Genomic DNA, 17,779 nt, shown 5'->3' on the forward strand with positions numbered 1-17,779 from the left:
AAGGAGGATCATGCGCGCGCTACCTCTCTTGTCGCTGCTTGTAGGCAGTTGCATGACGGTGCCAGCGTTGGCAGCCAATTCGTCGCCTGAGGCAAGCGAATGGTTGAACAAGCTGGCACAGGCCGAACAAAAGCAGAGTTACCAGGGCTCCTTCGTTTACGAACGAAACGGCAGCTTTTCCTCCCACGACATCTGGCATCGGGTTCAGGACGGCAAGGTCAGCGAGCGGCTGCTCCAGCTTGACGGTGCCGCCCAGGAAATCGTGCGCGTGGACGGCAAGGTGCAATGTGTCAGTGGTGCATTGGCTAGTGGCGTGAGCAACTTGCCTGATGCCGCACCGCGCATGCTTGACCCCCTCAAATTGATGAGCTGGTACGATTTGGCTGTAGCAGGCAAGGCACGGGTCGCCGGACGCGACGCGGTCATTGTCACGCTTACCCCTCGCGACCAGCATCGCTACGCTTTCGAATTGCACTTGGACAGCAAGACCGGTCTGCCGCTGCGCTCGTTGATGCTCAACGATAAGGGGCAGTTGCTCGAACGCTTCCAGATGACGCGCCTTGATACCGATGACCTGCCTACCGATGCCGATTTGAAGGCCAGTGCCGCCTGTAAACCGGTGGAGCGTGTGGCCAGCACCAAGACCGAGGCCGTTGCAGGCTGGCGCTCGGACTGGTTGCCGCCGGGTTTCGAGCTGATCAACAGTACCGTACGGCGTGACCCTTCTCGCAATAGCACTATCAGCAGTCTGATGTACGACGACGGGCTGGCGCGCTTCTCGGTATTTCTGGAGCCGGTCACGGAAGATGCCAGTGCAGATGTGCGTACTCAACTGGGCCCTACCTCGGCCGTTTCACGTCGCCTGAACACGCCCAAGGGCAAGGTGATGGTCACCGTGGTCGGCGAAATTCCGCTGGGTACTGCAGAGCGCGTCGCATTGTCGATGCGGCCACAGGATGCTCAGGCGCGCCAGTAATGGCGCCCTTTTTCGGCTCATGCCAAGGCGCACGGACATGCGGCTGAAATGAAATTAAAGCATTGTCATTTGCAATCCATCTGTAAATTTTCTATAGGTCAGGCTTCTTGGAGTCTGGCCTTTCCTGCTTTTGCAGGCGGTCTTACGCTAACTACGCTCGTTGTGACGGGAGCCGTATGTCAATACCACGCTTGAAATCCTACTTATCGATGTTCGCCGCCGTGCTGATGCTCGGCCAGGTGCTGAGCGCCCAGGCCGAGGAGGCCCTGCCGGACTTCACCACCTTGGTCGAGCAGGCCTCGCCGGCCGTCGTCAACATCAGTACCAAGCAAAAGCTGCCTGACCGCCGTATTGCTGCCGGTCAGATGCCGGACCTCGAAGGCTTGCCGCCGATGTTCCGCGAGTTCTTCGAGCGCAACATGCCGCAACAGCCGCGTTCGCCCCGTGGTGACCGCCAGCGCGAGGCCCAGTCGCTGGGCTCAGGCTTCATCATTTCCAGTGACGGCTATGTGCTGACCAACAATCACGTGGTTGCCGATGCCGACGAGATCATCGTCCGTCTGTCGGATCGCAGCGAACTGCAGGCCAAACTGGTCGGCACCGACCCACGCACCGACGTGGCCCTGCTCAAGGTCGACGGCAAGAACCTGCCCACCGTCAAACTGGGCGACTCCGAGAAGCTCAAGGTAGGTGAGTGGGTACTGGCCATCGGTTCGCCGTTCGGTTTCGATCATTCGGTGACCAAGGGTATCGTCAGTGCCAAGGGCCGCACCCTGCCCAATGACACCTACGTGCCCTTCATTCAGACCGACGTGGCCATCAACCCGGGCAACTCCGGCGGGCCGCTGTTCAACATGAATGGCGAAGTAGTGGGTATCAACTCGCAGATCTTCACCCGTTCGGGTGGTTTCATGGGGCTGTCGTTCGCCATCCCGATCGATGTCGCGATCGATGTCTCCAACCAGTTGAAGAAGGACGGCAAGGTCAGCCGCGGCTGGCTGGGCGTGGTCATTCAGGAGGTCAACAAGGACCTGGCTGAATCCTTCGGCCTCGACAAGCCGGCCGGCGCCCTGGTGGCGCAGGTGCTGGAAGATGGCCCAGCAGCCAAGAGCGGCCTGCAGGTGGGCGACGTGATCCTGAGCATGAACGGCCAGCCGATCGTCATGTCGGCCGACCTGCCGCATCTGGTAGGTACCCTGAAGGCTGGCGCCAAGGCCAAGCTTGAGATCATCCGTAATGGCAAGCGCCAGAACCTGGATGTGACCATTGGTGCGATGCCTGATGACGATGCCGATATCGGTACCGGTACGGGTGCCGATGGCAGCGCAGAGCGCAGCAGCAACCGCCTGGGTGTTTCCGTCTCTGACCTGACCGCCGAGCAGAAGAAGTCGCTGGAGCTCAAGGGTGGCGTTGTCATCAAGGAAGTCCAGGATGGCCCGGCAGCCATGATTGGCCTGCGTCCGGGTGACGTTATCAGCCACTTGAACAACCAGGCGATCGCCTCGGCCAAGCAGTTCACCGAAATTGCCAAGGACCTGCCGAAGAACCGTTCGGTCTCCATGCGCGTGCTGCGCCAGGGCCGGGCGAGCTTCATCACCTTCAAGCTTGCTGAATAAGCCGGCTTGCCAGTCGCAAAGGGCAGCTTCGGCTGCCCTTTTTCATGAGAGTTCACAATTCTTGGCGGGAGTCAGCCTGTATCGTGCGTCAGAGGAATCTCCCATATCCCTGCTGGTTGAGGTACAATTCCCGGCTATTTTTCGGCGGGCGTCCGGCTCGCAGCCTTTTCGAGTGTTGACCCGTGAGTGATTTGAGTCATATCCGCAATTTCTCCATCATCGCCCACATCGACCATGGCAAGTCGACGCTGGCCGACCGTTTCATCCAGATGTGCGGTGGCCTGTCGGCACGCGAAATGGAAGCTCAGGTTCTGGATTCCATGGACCTGGAGCGCGAACGCGGGATCACCATCAAGGCCCACAGCGTCACGCTTCACTACAAGGCGCTGGACGGCAAGACCTACCAGCTGAACTTCATCGATACCCCCGGCCACGTCGACTTCACCTATGAAGTCTCGCGTTCGCTGGCGGCCTGTGAAGGTGCGCTGCTGGTGGTGGACGCAGGCCAGGGCGTCGAAGCCCAGTCCGTGGCCAACTGCTATACCGCCATCGAGCAGGGCCTTGAGGTCATGCCGGTCCTGAACAAGATGGACCTGCCCCAGGCCGACCCTGATCGGGTCAAGGACGAGATCGAGAAGATCATCGGCATCGACGCCACCGACGCGGTGGCGTGCAGTGCCAAGAGCGGCATGGGCGTCGACGAGGTGCTTGAACGCCTGGTCCACACCATTCCGGCGCCTGTGGGCGAGATCGATGCCCCGCTGCAGGCGTTGATCATCGACTCCTGGTTCGACAACTACCTGGGCGTGGTTTCGTTGGTGCGCGTGCGTCAGGGCCGCGTCAAGAAGGGCGACAAGATCCTGGTCAAGTCCACCGGCAAGGTGCACCTGGTCGACAGCGTGGGTGTCTTCACCCCGAAACATACCCAGACCGCTGATCTGAAAGCCGGTGAAGTAGGTTTCATCATTGCCAGCATCAAGGACATCCATGGTGCGCCGGTCGGTGACACACTGACCCTGTCCTCGACCCCAGAAGTCGAAATGCTGGCAGGTTTCAAGAAGATCCAGCCGCAGGTTTATGCCGGCCTGTTCCCGGTCAGCTCCGACGATTTCGAGGACTTCCGCGACGCCCTGCAGAAGCTGACCCTGAACGACTCGTCGCTGCAGTACATGCCCGAAAGCTCCGATGCACTGGGCTTCGGCTTCCGTTGCGGCTTCCTGGGCATGCTGCACATGGAGATCATCCAGGAGCGCCTGGAGCGCGAATACGACCTGGACCTGATCACCACGGCTCCGAGCGTGATCTACGAGCTGGAACTCAAGACCGGCGAAACCATCGTTGTCGACAACCCGTCGAAGCTGCCTGATGTTTCGTCTGTCACCGACTTCCGCGAGCCGATCGTCACCGCGACCATCCTGGTGCCGCAGGAACATCTGGGCAACGTCATCACCCTGTGCATCGAGAAGCGTGGCGTACAGCGCGACATGCAGTTCCTCGGCAGCCAGGTGCAGGTGCGTTATGACATGCCGATGAACGAAGTGGTGCTGGACTTCTTCGACCGCCTCAAGTCGACCAGCCGCGGCTATGCTTCGCTGGACTATCATTTCGATCGCTATCAGTCGGCCAACCTGGTCAAGCTGGATGTACTGATCAACGGCGACAAGGTCGATGCCCTGGCATTGATCGTGCACCGCGACAACGCGGCCTACAAAGGCCGTGCGTTGACCGAGAAGATGAAGGAACTGATCCCTCGGCAGATGTTCGATGTGGCGATCCAGGCAGCCATTGGCGGCCAGATCATTGCGCGGACAACCGTCAAGGCGCTCAGAAAGAACGTACTGGCCAAGTGCTACGGTGGTGACGTCAGCCGTAAGAAAAAGCTGCTGGAGAAGCAGAAGGCCGGTAAGAAACGCATGAAACAGGTGGGCAACGTGGAGATTCCACAAGAAGCCTTCCTCGCCGTGCTCAGGTTGGATAGCTAGGTCCTATGTCGCTAAATTTTCCGCTGTTGCTAGTCATCGCCGTAGCCGTTTGCGGTCTGTTGGGCTTGATCGACCTGCTGTTCCTGGCCCCGCGCCGGCGAGCGGCAGTCGCCAACTACCAGGGTAGCGTCACTCAGCCAGAAATGGCCGTGGTCGAGCGCCTGAACAAGGAACCGCTGCTGGTCGAGTACGGTAAGTCGTTCTTCCCGGTGCTGTTCATCGTACTGGTGCTGCGCTCGTTCCTGGTAGAGCCGTTCCAGATCCCCTCGGGGTCGATGAAACCGACCCTGGAAGTGGGCGATTTCATCCTGGTGAACAAGTTCTCGTACGGCATTCGCCTGCCGGTGATCGACAAGAAGGTCATCGAGGTGGGTGACCCGCAACGCGGTGATGTGATGGTGTTCCGCTACCCAAGCGACCCGAACGTCAATTACATCAAGCGTGTGGTGGGCCTGCCTGGCGACCAGATCCGCTACACCAGCGACAAGCGGCTGTTCGTCAATGGCCAGCCGGTTGCCGAGCAACTGGTTGGCGCCGAGCCAGGTACCCTGGGCAGCGCCGAACTGTTCAAGGAAAAACTCGGCGAAGCCGAGCACCTGATCCGCAAGGAAATGACCCGTTATCGCATGCCGCCGGACCAGCAGTGGACCGTGCCGGCCGGCCATTACTTCATGATGGGCGATAACCGCGACAACTCCAACGACAGCCGTTACTGGGATGACCCGAACATTCCTAAGGAACTGCACGGCATGGTTCCGGACCGGAACATCGTCGGCAAGGCCTTCGCGGTCTGGATGAGCTGGCCAGAGCCAAAGCTCAGCCACTTGCCCAACCTGTCGCGGGTCGGCCTGATCCATTGATACCCTTCGGCGCTGTCCAGCAGACAGCGCCGAATGCATTTCTGACATAGGCTGTGTTCTCAGGGATCGAGAGATTCGTTGCTCGCCGCGACGGGCCACAGCCAAACAGTCTTTCAGGATGTTGATTTGAACAACGCGTTGAACAACCAACGGGTGGCTGCATGAGTGCTTCCCTTGCCCGTCTCGAGCGCAAGCTCGGTTACACCTTCAAAGACCAGGACCAGATGGTGCTGGCCCTGACCCATCGCAGCTACGCCGGGCGCAACAATGAGCGCCTGGAGTTTCTCGGTGATGCCATTCTCAACTTCGTGGCCGGCGAGGCGCTGTTCGAGCGCTTCCCGCAGGCCCGCGAAGGCCAGCTGTCGCGCTTGCGTGCCCGCTTGGTCAAGGGCGAGACCCTGGCCCGGCTCGCTCGCGGTTTCGACCTGGGTGAGTACCTGCGCCTGGGTTCCGGTGAACTCAAGAGCGGCGGTTTCCGCCGCGAGTCGATCCTGGCCGATGCCCTCGAAGCCCTGATCGGCGCCATCTACCTTGATGCCGACATGCAGACCGCTCGCGAGCGTGTGTTGGCCTGGCTGACTGACGAGTTCGAAAGCCTGACCCTGGTCGACACCAACAAAGACCCGAAAACCCGCCTGCAGGAGTTCCTGCAGTCGCGTAGCTGTGAGCTGCCTCGTTACGAGGTGGTGGACATCCAGGGCGAACCGCACTGCCGTACCTTCTTCGTCGAATGCGAAGTGGTGCTGCTGAACAACAAGAGCCGTGGCCAGGGCGTTAGCCGGCGTATTGCCGAGCAAGTCGCCGCCGCCGCCGCATTGATCGCCCTGGGCGTGGAGAATGGCAATGACTGAGAACAATCCGACCCGCTGCGGTTACGTGGCCATCGTCGGCCGCCCCAACGTGGGCAAGTCGACCTTGCTCAACCATATCCTAGGCCAGAAGCTGGCGATCACCTCGCGCAAGCCACAAACTACCCGCCACAACATGCTCGGCATCAAGACCGAGGGTGATGTTCAGGCCATCTACGTCGACACCCCCGGCATGCACAAGGCCAACGACAAGGCCTTGAACCGCTACATGAACCGCAATGCCTCGGCGGCCCTGAAAGACGTCGATGTGGTGATCTTCGTGGTCGACCGTACGCGCTGGACCGATGAGGACCAACTGGTGCTCGAACGCGTTCAGTACGTGACCGGCCCGCTGATCATTGCAGTCAACAAAACCGACCGCATGGACGAGAAAGCAGAGCTGATCCCGCACCTGCAGTGGCTGCAGGAGCAACTGCCCAATGCCGAAGTCGTACCCATCTCTGCCCAGCAGGGGCACAACCTCGAAGCGCTCGAGGCGCTGATTGCCAAGCACCTGCCGGAAAACGATCACTTCTTCCCGGAAGACCAGATCACCGACCGCAGCAGCCGCTTCCTGGCCGCTGAACTGGTGCGTGAGAAAATCATGCGCCAGCTGGGTGCTGAGTTGCCATACCAGATCACCGTGGAGATCGAGGAGTTCAAGCAGCAGGGCCATGTGCTGCATATCCATGCGCTGATCCTGGTCGAGCGTGACGGCCAGAAGAAGATCATCATTGGCGACAAGGGCGAGCGCATCAAACGCATTGGCTCCGATGCGCGCAAGGACATGGAAACCCTGTTCGACGCCAAGGTCATGCTCAACCTCTGGGTCAAGGTCAAAGGCGGCTGGTCCGATGACGAGCGCGCACTGCGCTCGCTGGGCTACGGCGACCTGTAACCCTTCCAGCGGCCCGGATCTCTCCGGGCCGCTCTGCTTTCAGGCCACACTTCATGGAACAACCTGTCGGTCAGCCGGCCTACGTGCTGCATAGCCGTGCCTACAAGGAAACCAGCGCGCTGGTGGACTTCTTCACGCCGCAGGGGCGCGTGCGCGCGGTGTTGCGCCGAGCACGGGGCAAGGGTGGCAGCCTGGTGCGGCCGTTCGTGCCGCTGGAAGTGGAACTGCGAGGACGCAGTGAGCTTAAGAACGTCGGGCGTCTGGACAGCATGGGCATCGCCGCCTGGCTGCACGGCGATGCACTGTTTAGCGGCCTTTACCTCAATGAGCTGCTGATGCGCCTGCTACCTGCCGAAGCACCACAACCCGAACTTTTCGAGCATTACGCCCTGACCTTGCAGGCCCTGGCGGCCGGGCGCCCTCTGGAGCCACTGCTGCGCTCCTTCGAATGGCGCCTGCTGGAAGACCTGGGTTACGCCTTTGCGCTTGACCACGACGTCAGCGACGAGCCGATCGAAGCCGACGGGCTGTACCGCTTGCAGGTCGATGCCGGCCTTGAACGCGTTTACCTGGTTCAGCCCGGCTTGTTCAATGGTGCCGAACTGTTGGCCCTTGCCCAGGCCGACTGGGATGCGCCTGGTGCCCTGCTCGCGGCCAAGCGCCTGATGCGTCAGGCGTTGGCGGTCCATCTGGGGCCAAAACCGCTGGTCAGCCGGGAACTGTTTCGCAAGCGCTGAGCACGTCGTATGCTGTGGGGCTAAATCTTCAGGAGAGCCTTTCGTGACTCACAGCAACCGCATGCTTCTCGGCGTCAACATCGACCACGTGGCTACCTTGCGCCAGGCCCGTGGCACACGCTATCCGGACCCGGTCAAGGCCGCGCTGGATGCCGAAGAGGCAGGCGCCGATGGCATCACCGTGCACTTGCGCGAAGACCGCCGGCACATCCAGGAGCGCGATGTGGTGCTGCTCAAGGACGTGCTGCAAACCCGCATGAACTTCGAGATGGGCGTCACTGAAGAGATGATGGCGTTCGCCGAGAAGATTCGCCCGGCGCATATCTGTCTGGTACCTGAAACACGCCAGGAACTGACCACCGAGGGCGGCCTCGATGTGGCTGGCCAGGAGGCACGGATCAAGGCTGCGGTAGAGCGCCTGTCGCGCACTGGTGCTGAAGTGTCGCTGTTCATCGACGCCGACGAGCGGCAGATCGAAGCCTCCCGCCGCGTGGGTGCCCCTGCCATCGAGCTGCACACCGGCCGTTATGCTGATGCCCAAACGCCGACTGAAGTTGCCGAGGAGCTCAAGCGGATCGTCGATGGCGTCGCTTTTGGCGTTGCTCAGGGGCTGATTGTCAATGCCGGCCATGGCCTGCATTACCACAACGTCGAGGCGGTGGCGGCAATCAAGGGCATCAATGAATTGAACATTGGCCATGCCTTGGTGGCCCATGCGCTGTTCGTAGGTTTCAAGGCGGCGGTGGCAGAGATGAAAGCGCTGATCGTCGCAGCTTCGCGCTGATCATCTGCGCTGCTGTACGCAGGCGGCCCATGGGTTAATGCCATTCAGTTATGCGATTTGGGGCCGCTTTGCGGCCCATCGCCGGCAAGCCGGCTCCCACAGGTACAGCGCAGGCCTCAAGAGCTGCGCAGTCCCGGTGGGGTCTTTTCATTTGCGTGCTAACAGCGTTGCGCGGCGTGGGGCGGGCAACCCTTCAATGGTCTTGCTGTGGTCGTTCGGGTCTAGGAAGTCCCCCAGCGATTGGTAGCGCATCCATTCGGTGCTGCGCTGCTCCTCGACGCTGGTCACACTGACATCCACGCAGCGCACATCGCTGAAACCCGCACGGCGCAACCAGCGCTCCAACGCCGGGACAGACGGCAGGTACCAGACGTTGCGCATCTGCGCGTAGCGGTCTTCGGGCACCAGTACCTGCTGCTCGTCGCCCTCGACCACCAGCGTCTCCAGTACCAGCTCACCCCCTTTGACCAGGCAATCCTTGAGCGCCAGCAGGTGCTCGATGGGGGAGCGGCGATGGTAGAACACCCCCATGGAAAACACTGTGTCGAAACCTTCCAGGTTGGCTGGCAGCTCTTCCAGTGCAAACGGCAGGTGCCAGGCCGGCAAGTCGGGCAGATACCGCTGCACGGCCTGGAACTGGCAGAAGAACAGCCAGTTGGGGTCAACCCCGATGACCATGTCGGCGCCTGCACCGAGCATGCGCCATTGGTAATAGCCGTTGCCGCAACCGACATCGAGCACACGCTTGCCCTGCAGGTCCAGGTGCGGAGCCACGCGCGACCACTTCCAGTCCGAGCGCCATTCAGTGTCTACATGTACGCCGAACAGGTCGAACGGCCCTTTGCGCCAGGGCGACAGGCCCATCAGGGCCTGGCGCATCTGCGCGCGGGTGCCGTCGTCGCAGTCACAGTCCAGGCGCAGGCCGTCGACCAGGTCGATTTCGCTTGGAAGCAGTGCCGGCAGGGCGTCCAGCGCACCGCGCCAGCGCTCGAGATCGCCGTGGCCTTTCTCCAGCTTGGCTTGAAGTTGTGCTTGCAGGCCTTGCGACCAGCAAGCCAGTGGGGTGCCCGCCAGGCGGCGGACGAGGGGGGACAGATCGATCATGGCAGGGCTATCAGCGAGGCGAAATTAAGGCATTGGAACCAAGGCACCACCTTGCTGAAGCCCGCCGCGCGCAGGCGCTCGGTGTGGGTGTGCAGGGTGTCTGGCTTCATCACGTTTTCGATGGCGCTGCGCTTCTGGGCGATTTCCAGTTCGCTGTAGCCATTGGCACGCTTGAAGTCCAGGTGCAGTTCATTGAGCAGATTCTGCTCCTGGTCATCGGCGAAATGCAGTTTTTCCGAGAGGATCAGCGCGCCACCGGGCAGCAATGCCTGACGGATGCGGCTGAGCAACGCCAGGCGCTGTTCAGGGGCGATGAACTGCAGGGTGAAGTTCATCGCCACTACCGAGGCGGGCTCGAAGGGCAGGGCCAGTATGTCGGCGTCCAGTACCTGAACCGGCAGCAGTTCCTGGAACATCGAGTCCTGCGCGGTGAGGTACTGGCGGCAACGTTCGACCATGGCCGCGGAGTTGTCCACCGCGATCACCCGGCAGCCCTCGCTGCGCACATGGCGGCGCAGCGACTGGGTAACGGCGCCCAGCGACGCGCCGAGGTCATACAGGGCGGTATTGGGCTGGGCGAAGCGCGCCGCGAGCACACCAAGGTTCTCGACGATGGTCGGGTAACCGGGCACCGAGCGCTTGATCATGTCCGGGAATACGCGCACCACGTCTTCGTTGAACACGAAGTCGGGAACTTGCTCCAGAGGCTGGGCGAAAAGGCGGTCGGGTTGTTTGCTCACGGTGAATCCAGGCGGCTGACAATTGGCAGGGCCGGCATTCTAGCCAAACCGCGCCAAGGATGCATGGTCGGCTGACCAGCGCTGTGCGTTCAGTTGACCCGAACCGCGCAATCGAAGGTCTGTACCGGCCGAACTTCCGGGGCCCAAGGCTGCTGATAGACCAGCACCAGATGGCCTTCGCCTGCGGCACGGGCTTCAAAGCGCCAGGTGGACATGCCCGCGCTGCCGACGATGCCGGCTTCTTCGGGGGCGCTGTAGACCTCGGGGCCGAGGCTGCGCAAGATGTTCGAGGCCGGGTTCTGCACCAGCCAGCGGTAGCCGGTAGAGGGATTACTGGGCAGGGTCAGGGTGAGCGGCTGGCCGACCTGAAGGTGCTTGGGGCATTCGCTTTCAGCGTCAAGTTCGACGGTTTGCCTGGGCTGCTGGGCGCAAGCGGAAAGCAGGACGAGGCTCAGGGGAACGAGCAGACGAGGGACAGTCATGGTAGCTCCAGAGGCTGGCGAAGGCCTGAGGATAACCGATGATAGACGGGTTTTGTGTTATCAGTGCCGGCCTCATCGCCGGCTTGCCGGCGATGAGGCCTTTGCGGGTCAGAACAGCACTTTAGCCACGTCGGCAAAGCGCTTGGCAAAGTGCACGGTCAGCCCTTCACGCAAGTACTCAGGCAATTCTTCGAAGTCCCCGCGGTTGGGCTCTGGCAGGATCAGTTCGAAGATCTTCTGCCGCCGCGCTGCGATCACCTTCTCCCGCACGCCACCAATCGGCAGCACCTGCCCGGTCAGGGTCAGCTCGCCGGTCATGGCCACCCCTTTTTTCGGTGCCTGGTCACGGGCCAGCGACAGCAGTGCGCTGGCCATGGTGATACCGGCGCTCGGACCATCCTTGGGCGTGGCGCCTTCTGGCACGTGCAGGTGAATGAAGGCTTCGTTGAAGAAAGCCGGATCACCACCAAATTGCTTGAGGTTGGAGCTGACGTAGCTGTAGGCGATTTCGGCAGATTCCTTCATCACGTCACCCAGCTTGCCGGTGAGCTTGAAGCCGCGATTCAGGGTGTGGATGCGGGTTGCCTCGATCGGCAATGTCGCGCCGCCCATGCTGGTCCAGGCAAGGCCGGTAATCACGCCTTTGCCTGCCAGCACCTGTTCACTGCGGAACACTGGTATGCCGAGCGCGGCCTCCAGGTCTTTGGTGCCGATCTTGAGCTTGGCATCCGGGGCTTCCAAGAGCTTGACCACGGCCTTGCGCACCAGTTTGCCCAGCTGTTTTTCCAGCTGGCGTACGCCGGCTTCGCGGGCATAGCCCTCGATCACTGCGCGCAGGGCGCTATCGCTGATGGCCAGGCTCGTCTTGGCCACGCCGGCCTTTTCCAGCTGTTTGGGCCACAGGTGACGCTTGGCGATGGCCAGTTTCTCTTCGGTGATGTAGCCGGACAGGCGGATCACTTCCATACGGTCGAGCAGTGGGCCGGGGATCGAATCCAGCGTGTTGGCGGTACACACGAACAGCACCTTGGACAAGTCCAGGCGCAGGTCCAGGTAATGGTCGAGGAAGTCGACGTTCTGTTCAGGGTCCAGCGTTTCCAGCAGCGCCGAGGCAGGGTCGCCCTGATAGCTCTGGCCCATCTTGTCGATCTCGTCGAGCATGATCACCGGGTTCATCACCTCGACATCCTTCAGGGCCTGCACCAGCTTGCCTGGTTGGGCGCCGATATAGGTGCGTCGGTGCCCCTTGATCTCGGCCTCGTCGCGCATGCCGCCAACGCTGAACCGGTAGAACGGGCGGCCGAGCGATTCGGCGATGGACTTGCCGATGCTGGTCTTGCCCACGCCAGGCGGGCCCACCAGCAGTACGATCGAACCACTGATCTCGCCCTTCCAGGCGCCCACGGCGAGGAACTCCAAGATGCGTTCCTTGATGTCATCGAGGCCCGCGTGATGCTGGTCGAGCACCTTGCGCGCATGCTTCAGGTCGAGCTTGTCCTTGCCATACACGCCCCAGGGCAGGGCACTGGCCCAATCCAGATAGTTGCGGGTGACGGCGTATTCGGGAGAGCCGGTTTCAAGAATGGCCAGCTTGGCCATTTCTTCATCGATGCGTTTTTTTGCCTGCTCCGGCAGGGTCTTGCCTTGCAGGCGCTGTTGGAACTGTTCGAGGTCGGCACTGCGGTCGTCCTTGGTCAGGCCAAGCTCCTGCTGGATGACCTTGAGTTGTTCCTTGAGGAAGAATTCGCGCTGGTGCTCGCCGATCTGCCGGTTGACCTCGGCCGAAATCTCATTCTGCAGGCGCGCGACTTCGACTTCTTTGCGCAGCATCGGCAGGACTTTTTCCATACGCTTGAGCATGGGCACGCAATCGAGCACTTCCTGCAACTGGTTGCCGGTGGCCGAGGTGAGTGCGGCGGCAAAGTCGGTAAGTGGCGATGGGTCGTTGGGACTGAAGCGGTTGAGGTAGTTCTTCAGCTCCTCGCTGTACAGCGGGTTGAGCGGCAGCAGTTCCTTGATCGCATTGATCAGGGCCATACCGTAGGCCTTGACCTCGTCGGTCGGCTCGCTTGGCTGGCGTGGGTATTCGACTTCGACCAGATAGGGCGGGCGATGATGCTTGAGCCAGGTGCGGATGCGTACCCGAGTCAGGCCCTGGGCGACGAACTGCAGTTTGCCGTTTTCGCGGCTGGCATGGTGCACCTTGACCAGGGTGCCGTACTCCGGCAAGGCCGCGGTGTCGAAATGGCGGTGATCTTCGGGGGGGGTGTCCATGAAGAACAGCGCCAGGCAGTGATCCGGTGTCTTGGCCACCAGGTCGAGGGTCTCGGCCCAAGGCTCTTCGTTGACGATGACCGGCAGGACTTGTGCTGGGAAGAACGGGCGGTTGTGGATCGGAATCACGTAGACCTTGTCCGGCAATTGTTGGCCGGGCAGGGCGAGGGCATGGCCATGGCCGGTTTGGGCCTGACCATCAAGGTGTTCGATATCGCTGTTGTCGTCGGGTTGTTCCGGAAAATCCTGCTGGTCGCTCATGGGGCACCTGCGTGAATGGCTATGGTGCTTAGATGGGGCGCGGGGGAATGGGTTTCAAGCTTCAAGCTAGAAGCTGCAAGTCGCAAGCTTCAAGCTGCAAGAAAAAAGCGGGACCTCTCAGGCCCCGCTTTCGCTTGTAGCTTGTAGCTTGCCGCTTGTAGCTTAGTCGGCGAGTTTGTAAGCGATGATGTAATCGCCCATTTTGGTGCCCAGCGAACCGTGGCCGCCGGCGACGATCAGCACGTACTGCTTGCCGTCCTTGCCGGTGTAGGTCATCGGCGTGGCCTGGCCACCCGCTGGCAGGCGGGCTTTCCACAGTTCCTTGCCGTTGTTCACGTCATAAGCGCGCAGGTACTGGTCCAGAGTGCCGCTGAGGAAGCCGACACCACCAGCAGTGACGATCGAGCCGCCCATGCTCGGCACACCTACCGGCATGCCGATCGGTATCGGAGTGCTGTCACGGGTGGTGCCGTTCTTGCGCTTCCACACCACTTTGTTGGTGAACAGGTCGATGGCCGCCACGTAACCCCAGGCCGGTGCCTGGCACGGCACGCCCAGCGGCGACATGAACGGGTGCATGATCACGGCGTAAGGCGCGCCAGTGTTGGGCTGCACGCCGCTGGTTTCGCTTTCGCGCTTGCTGCCGGCGGCAACCTGTTCGCGCGGTACCATCTTCGACACGAAGGCCATGTAGTTGGGCGAGGTGAACAGCAGTTGGCGCACCGGGTCGACCGAGACGCTGCCCCAGTTGAACACACCTACGTTGCCCGGGTAGACCAGCGAGCCTTGCTCGGACGGTGGAGTGTACTGGCCCTCATAGCGCAGTTCGCGGAACTGGATGCGGCACAGCATCTGGTCGAACGGTGTGGCACCCCACATGGCCTGTTCGGTCAGGTCCGGGCCGAGCAGGTTGAGGTCGGAGCGGGCCTGGGTCGGTGCAGTGTGGTCACCCTTGACCGCACCTTGCGGTACCGGGATCTCACGGATCGGCACGATGGGGCTACCGTCGCGGCGGTCGAGCACGTACAGGCTGCCCTGCTTTGTCGGTACGATGATCGCAGGCTTGACGCCTTCCTTGGTCTTCAGGTGAACCAAGGTTGGCTGGCTGCCGACGTCCATGTCCCACAGGTCGTGGTGGGTGAACTGGTAGTTCCAGCGCGCCTTGCCGGTGGCAAGGTCCAGTGCGACCACGCCAGCGCTGTACTTCTCCGCACCCGGGGTACGGTTGGCGCCATACTGGTCGGGTGTCTGGTTGCCCAGCGGCAGGTAGACCATGCCCAGGTCTTCATCGACACTGGCCAACGACCACATGTTGGCCGAGTTGCGGCTGTAGGTCTTGCCCGGGGCCAGTGGCTGGGTGTCATCGGGGTTGTTGCTATCCCAGTTCCAGACCAGGTGGCCATCGTGCACGTCATAGGCGCGGATCACGCCGGAAGGCTCGTTGGTCGACTCGTTGTCGGTGACATGGCCGCCGATGATCACCAGGCTGCGGGTGACCGCCACCGGCGAGGTGGAGTAATAACCGCCGGCTGTGAACGGGCCAATACCGGTAGTCAGGTCGATCGCGCCCTGGTTGGCGAAGCCTTCGCAGACTTTGCCGTTGTCGGCATTGATGGCGATCAGGCGGGCGTCTGCGGTCGGCAGGTAGAGGCGGCGCGGGCAGGCTTGGGCGACAGCTTGGCCTGCGTCGGATACCTTCGGCGCCGGGCTGCCATCGCGGCTGACGTAGCTGTTCTCGTCATAGTACGAAACGCCGCGGCAGGTCATGTGGGCGAAGCCCTTGAACGTACCCACCGGGGTCTTGATCTGCGGGTCGTAGCGCCAGATCTCGGCACCGGTGTCCGGGTCCAGGGCCAGCACCTTGCTGTGGGCGGTGCAGGCGTAGAGCATGCCGTTGGCCTTCAGCGGGGTGTTTTCGTTGGTCAACTCGACCGGGTCGTTGTCCGTTGGCAGGTCACCGGTGCGGATGCGCCAGGCTTCTTCCAGGCGGTAGGCATTCTGCGGGGTGATCTGGCGCAGCGGCGAATAACGGTCACCATGCTCGGTGCGGCCATAGGCTTGCCAGTCGCCGTCGGGCATGGCGGGTGCGGCACTGCCCATTTCGCTGTTGTCGCGGCCCAGTTCGCCAAACACTTCGCCCGGGTGGGTGAACTGGCTGCCCAGCGCGCAAGCGCCAGAGGCGAGCACGGCAAGGCTGAGCAGGGCGGTATTGGCCTTGTTGGCCGGGCCGGTCAGCGGGCGGCGTGCCCACGGCAGCAGCAGTACCACGCCAATGGCGAACCAGATGGCCAGGCGCGGCACCAGTTGCCACCAGTCCAGGCCCACCTCCAGCAGTGCCCATACCGTGCTGCCCAGCAGCACAAGGCCGTACAGGCCCAGGGCAAGTCGGCGCTGAGCCAGCAGCAGTGCGCCCGAAACGGCAAAGCCGATACCGGCAATCAGGTAATACAGCGACCCGCCGAGCTGGCTGAGCTTGATGCCGCCCGCCAGCAAGGCCAGGCCCATCAGCAACAGCAGTACGCCCATCAGGCGCGGTAGCCAGCGGCTTCCATTCTTGGCACCGTCAGTGCTCATCGTATGTTCTCCGTTAGGTGAAGGGTTGTCAGAAAGTGCTTTGGATCTTCAGGCCACCGATCAGGGCGTCGTCCACCTGCGACACCCCGCCCGGATGGCGGATGTACTGCAGGTTCGGGCGCACCGTGAGCCAGTCGGCCAGGTGAATGCCGTAATAGAGTTCAGCGCTGTACTCGGTGTCCTGCACGGGCAGGAAACCCGGATTGTCGTAGTCGTAGTGGCCTGCCGCCTGGTTGGCCAGGCGGGCGTTCTTGCGGTAGGCGGGGTTGACGTGCACGCGAGCGAGGGCGAAACCGATGTCGTCCTTGGCGCGGGCATCGAAGGGGCCCTTGTATACCAGTCCTGCCTGCACATAGTTGTCGATGGCATTGGTCTTCTTGTCGTGCACTGTGGCATTGGCGAACAGGCTCAGGCCGCGCGACTGGTCGGAGGCCAGCGAGGTAACCTGCTGCTGGGCGCCGATCCAAAGGCCGTGCTTGCTCGAACTGCTGCGGTAGGCGGCGCCACTGATGGCTGCCGGCTGGCCGTTGCTGTCCTTGAGAACATCCTGTGCCTTGGCATTACTGTAGTAGTACCCGGCGCGATATTCCCCTTTCAGGCCATTGACCTGCGGACTCCACACCAGTTCGACCGGTATTACGGCACCCTGGGTACCGCTGCCGCTGAGTTTGAAACCGTTGCCGGATTCGAGGTTGGAGGGGTTCTGCTCGAACACCCCGACCTGAGCATAGAGGGCGTCGTTGATGTTGTAGCGCACACGTAGCGCCCACTGGCTGACGGGCCAGTTGTACCAGATGCCTCCGACCCAGTTGCCTACTTGCGAGCCGCAGAAGGCCAGGTTCTGGAAGTCGCAGGGGAAACTGTTGAAGTCCTCGCCTTCACCGAAGCGGCCGAATTTCACGTCCAGGGCGCCATCGAAGTATTTCTGCCTGATCCACATCTGGGTCAGCCGCCAGGTTTCACCCCGGCCCCAGACTTCCTGGGCCGAAGTGAAGCCGCCGACCCGCGGGTCGTTGATGCGGTCGTTGCTGATGTTGTCCCCATGGCGTTCGGTGATGGTCAGCTGCAGTTCGGTGTCTTGCCAGCCCAGGATTTTTTCCAGGTCCAGGTGGCTGCCGAAGGTGAACTGGTCGCTGTACCGCGCGGTGCGGTCATGGTCGTAACCGCCGTGCAGGTTGCTGCCCATCTCGCCGGTGTAGCCGAGGGTGAAGTCGTAGCCTTTTTCCAGCAGCTCGCTGCGGGTGCCGCCCCAGTCACCAAGCATCCATGGCGAGTCGCTGGCGAACATTTCACTGGCGCTGGCTGTGGACGAAAAACAGGCGGTCAAGGCAATCAGAGCGGTGCCGGTGTAGCGAATGTTGGGCAGTGAGAACATGAGATAGCGCTATCTTTTGATTGTCGAAAGAACGGCAAGCGCACCGATGAGCTAGCTCTTCGATGGAAATGGCGACAGGTAAGGTGAGTGAAGCGATTCAGCTTGCGGCGGGGAGGATATAGGGGAACTTGTAAGAAAAAAAGACAAATTGTCGCAGTTGATTGTTACAGCCTGGGTAACAGTGCGGGAGTTGGGTTGCTCTGCAGCCCGTCGCCGTTAAGCTGACTCCCACAGGTTCAGCGGTGCCCTTGAGCTCTGCACGGTCCTT

General features: G+C 61.7%; 14 protein-coding genes. 8 read left to right on the forward strand and 6 right to left on the reverse strand.

Annotated features, from left to right (window positions below):
• Nucleotides 1–10: 10 nt before the first annotated feature.
• The 8 genes from JET17_RS05405 to pdxJ all read left to right on the forward strand — a co-directional run bounded on the left by JET17_RS05405 (nucleotide 11) and on the right by pdxJ (nucleotide 8,701).
• A complete protein-coding gene (locus tag JET17_RS05405; protein ID WP_012312988.1) occupies nucleotides 11–976 on the forward strand; it encodes a MucB/RseB C-terminal domain-containing protein in 966 nt (321 codons plus the stop codon).
• A gap of 209 nt (nucleotides 977–1,185) precedes the next feature.
• Nucleotides 1,186–2,592 carry a DegQ family serine endoprotease gene (locus JET17_RS05410; protein ID WP_420094544.1) on the forward strand — a complete coding sequence of 469 codons (1,407 nt, stop codon included), beginning with the start codon at nucleotides 1,186–1,188 and terminating at the stop codon, nucleotides 2,590–2,592.
• 182 nt (nucleotides 2,593–2,774) lie between these two features.
• Nucleotides 2,775–4,574 (forward strand): translation elongation factor 4, encoded by a 1,800-nt coding sequence (gene lepA / locus JET17_RS05415; protein ID WP_012312990.1) that lies wholly within the window; start codon nucleotides 2,775–2,777, stop codon nucleotides 4,572–4,574.
• 5 nt (nucleotides 4,575–4,579) lie between these two features.
• The gene (gene lepB, locus JET17_RS05420; RefSeq protein ID WP_012312991.1) at nucleotides 4,580–5,434 is read left to right on the forward strand and encodes a signal peptidase I; all 855 of its coding nucleotides are present in this window, start codon (nucleotides 4,580–4,582) and stop codon (nucleotides 5,432–5,434) included.
• A 161-nt stretch (nucleotides 5,435–5,595) separates the two neighbouring features.
• Nucleotides 5,596–6,285: a ribonuclease III gene (gene rnc / locus JET17_RS05425; RefSeq protein WP_012312992.1), complete on the forward strand. Its 690-nt coding sequence runs from the start codon at nucleotides 5,596–5,598 to the stop codon at nucleotides 6,283–6,285.
• Complete coding sequence (gene era / locus JET17_RS05430) at nucleotides 6,278–7,180, forward strand: GTPase Era (RefSeq protein ID WP_012312993.1); 903 nt, start codon at nucleotides 6,278–6,280, stop codon at nucleotides 7,178–7,180. The genes rnc and era overlap by 8 nt, the downstream gene beginning before the upstream one ends.
• Before the next feature lie 53 nt (nucleotides 7,181–7,233).
• Entirely contained in the window at nucleotides 7,234–7,917 is a 684-nt protein-coding gene (gene recO, locus JET17_RS05435; protein ID WP_012312994.1) for a DNA repair protein RecO, read from the forward strand.
• Between the two features lie 61 nt (nucleotides 7,918–7,978).
• Entirely contained in the window at nucleotides 7,979–8,701 is a 723-nt protein-coding gene (gene pdxJ / locus JET17_RS05440; protein ID WP_420094545.1) for a pyridoxine 5'-phosphate synthase, read from the forward strand.
• Between the two features lie 147 nt (nucleotides 8,702–8,848).
• On the opposite strand, the gene cmoB is transcribed toward pdxJ, so the two are convergent.
• The 6 genes from cmoB to JET17_RS05470 form a co-directional block, all read right to left on the reverse strand.
• Nucleotides 8,849–9,805, reverse strand: coding sequence for a tRNA 5-methoxyuridine(34)/uridine 5-oxyacetic acid(34) synthase CmoB (gene cmoB / locus JET17_RS05445; RefSeq protein WP_012312996.1), 957 nt, complete (start codon nucleotides 9,803–9,805; stop codon nucleotides 8,849–8,851).
• Nucleotides 9,802–10,545, reverse strand: a complete 744-nt coding sequence (gene cmoA / locus JET17_RS05450; RefSeq protein ID WP_012312997.1) for a carboxy-S-adenosyl-L-methionine synthase CmoA — start codon at nucleotides 10,543–10,545, stop codon at nucleotides 9,802–9,804. The genes cmoB and cmoA overlap by 4 nt, the downstream gene beginning before the upstream one ends.
• An 89-nt stretch (nucleotides 10,546–10,634) precedes the next feature.
• Nucleotides 10,635–11,027: a protease inhibitor I42 family protein gene (locus tag JET17_RS05455; RefSeq protein ID WP_012312998.1), complete on the reverse strand. Its 393-nt coding sequence runs from the start codon at nucleotides 11,025–11,027 to the stop codon at nucleotides 10,635–10,637.
• Between the two features lie 108 nt (nucleotides 11,028–11,135).
• A complete protein-coding gene (gene lon, locus JET17_RS05460) occupies nucleotides 11,136–13,562 on the reverse strand; it encodes an endopeptidase La (RefSeq protein ID WP_012312999.1) in 2,427 nt (808 codons plus the stop codon).
• Between the two features lie 162 nt (nucleotides 13,563–13,724).
• Nucleotides 13,725–16,136: a glucose/quinate/shikimate family membrane-bound PQQ-dependent dehydrogenase gene (locus tag JET17_RS05465; protein ID WP_012313000.1), complete on the reverse strand. Its 2,412-nt coding sequence runs from the start codon at nucleotides 16,134–16,136 to the stop codon at nucleotides 13,725–13,727.
• Nucleotides 16,137–16,164: 28 nt separating this feature from the next.
• Complete coding sequence (locus JET17_RS05470; RefSeq protein WP_012313001.1) at nucleotides 16,165–17,511, reverse strand: carbohydrate porin; 1,347 nt, start codon at nucleotides 17,509–17,511, stop codon at nucleotides 16,165–16,167.
• Nucleotides 17,512–17,779 lie beyond the last annotated feature (268 nt).

This window comes from Pseudomonas putida (genome assembly GCF_016406145.1).
GTDB classification, from domain to species: Bacteria; Pseudomonadota; Gammaproteobacteria; order Pseudomonadales; family Pseudomonadaceae; genus Aquipseudomonas; species Aquipseudomonas putida_E.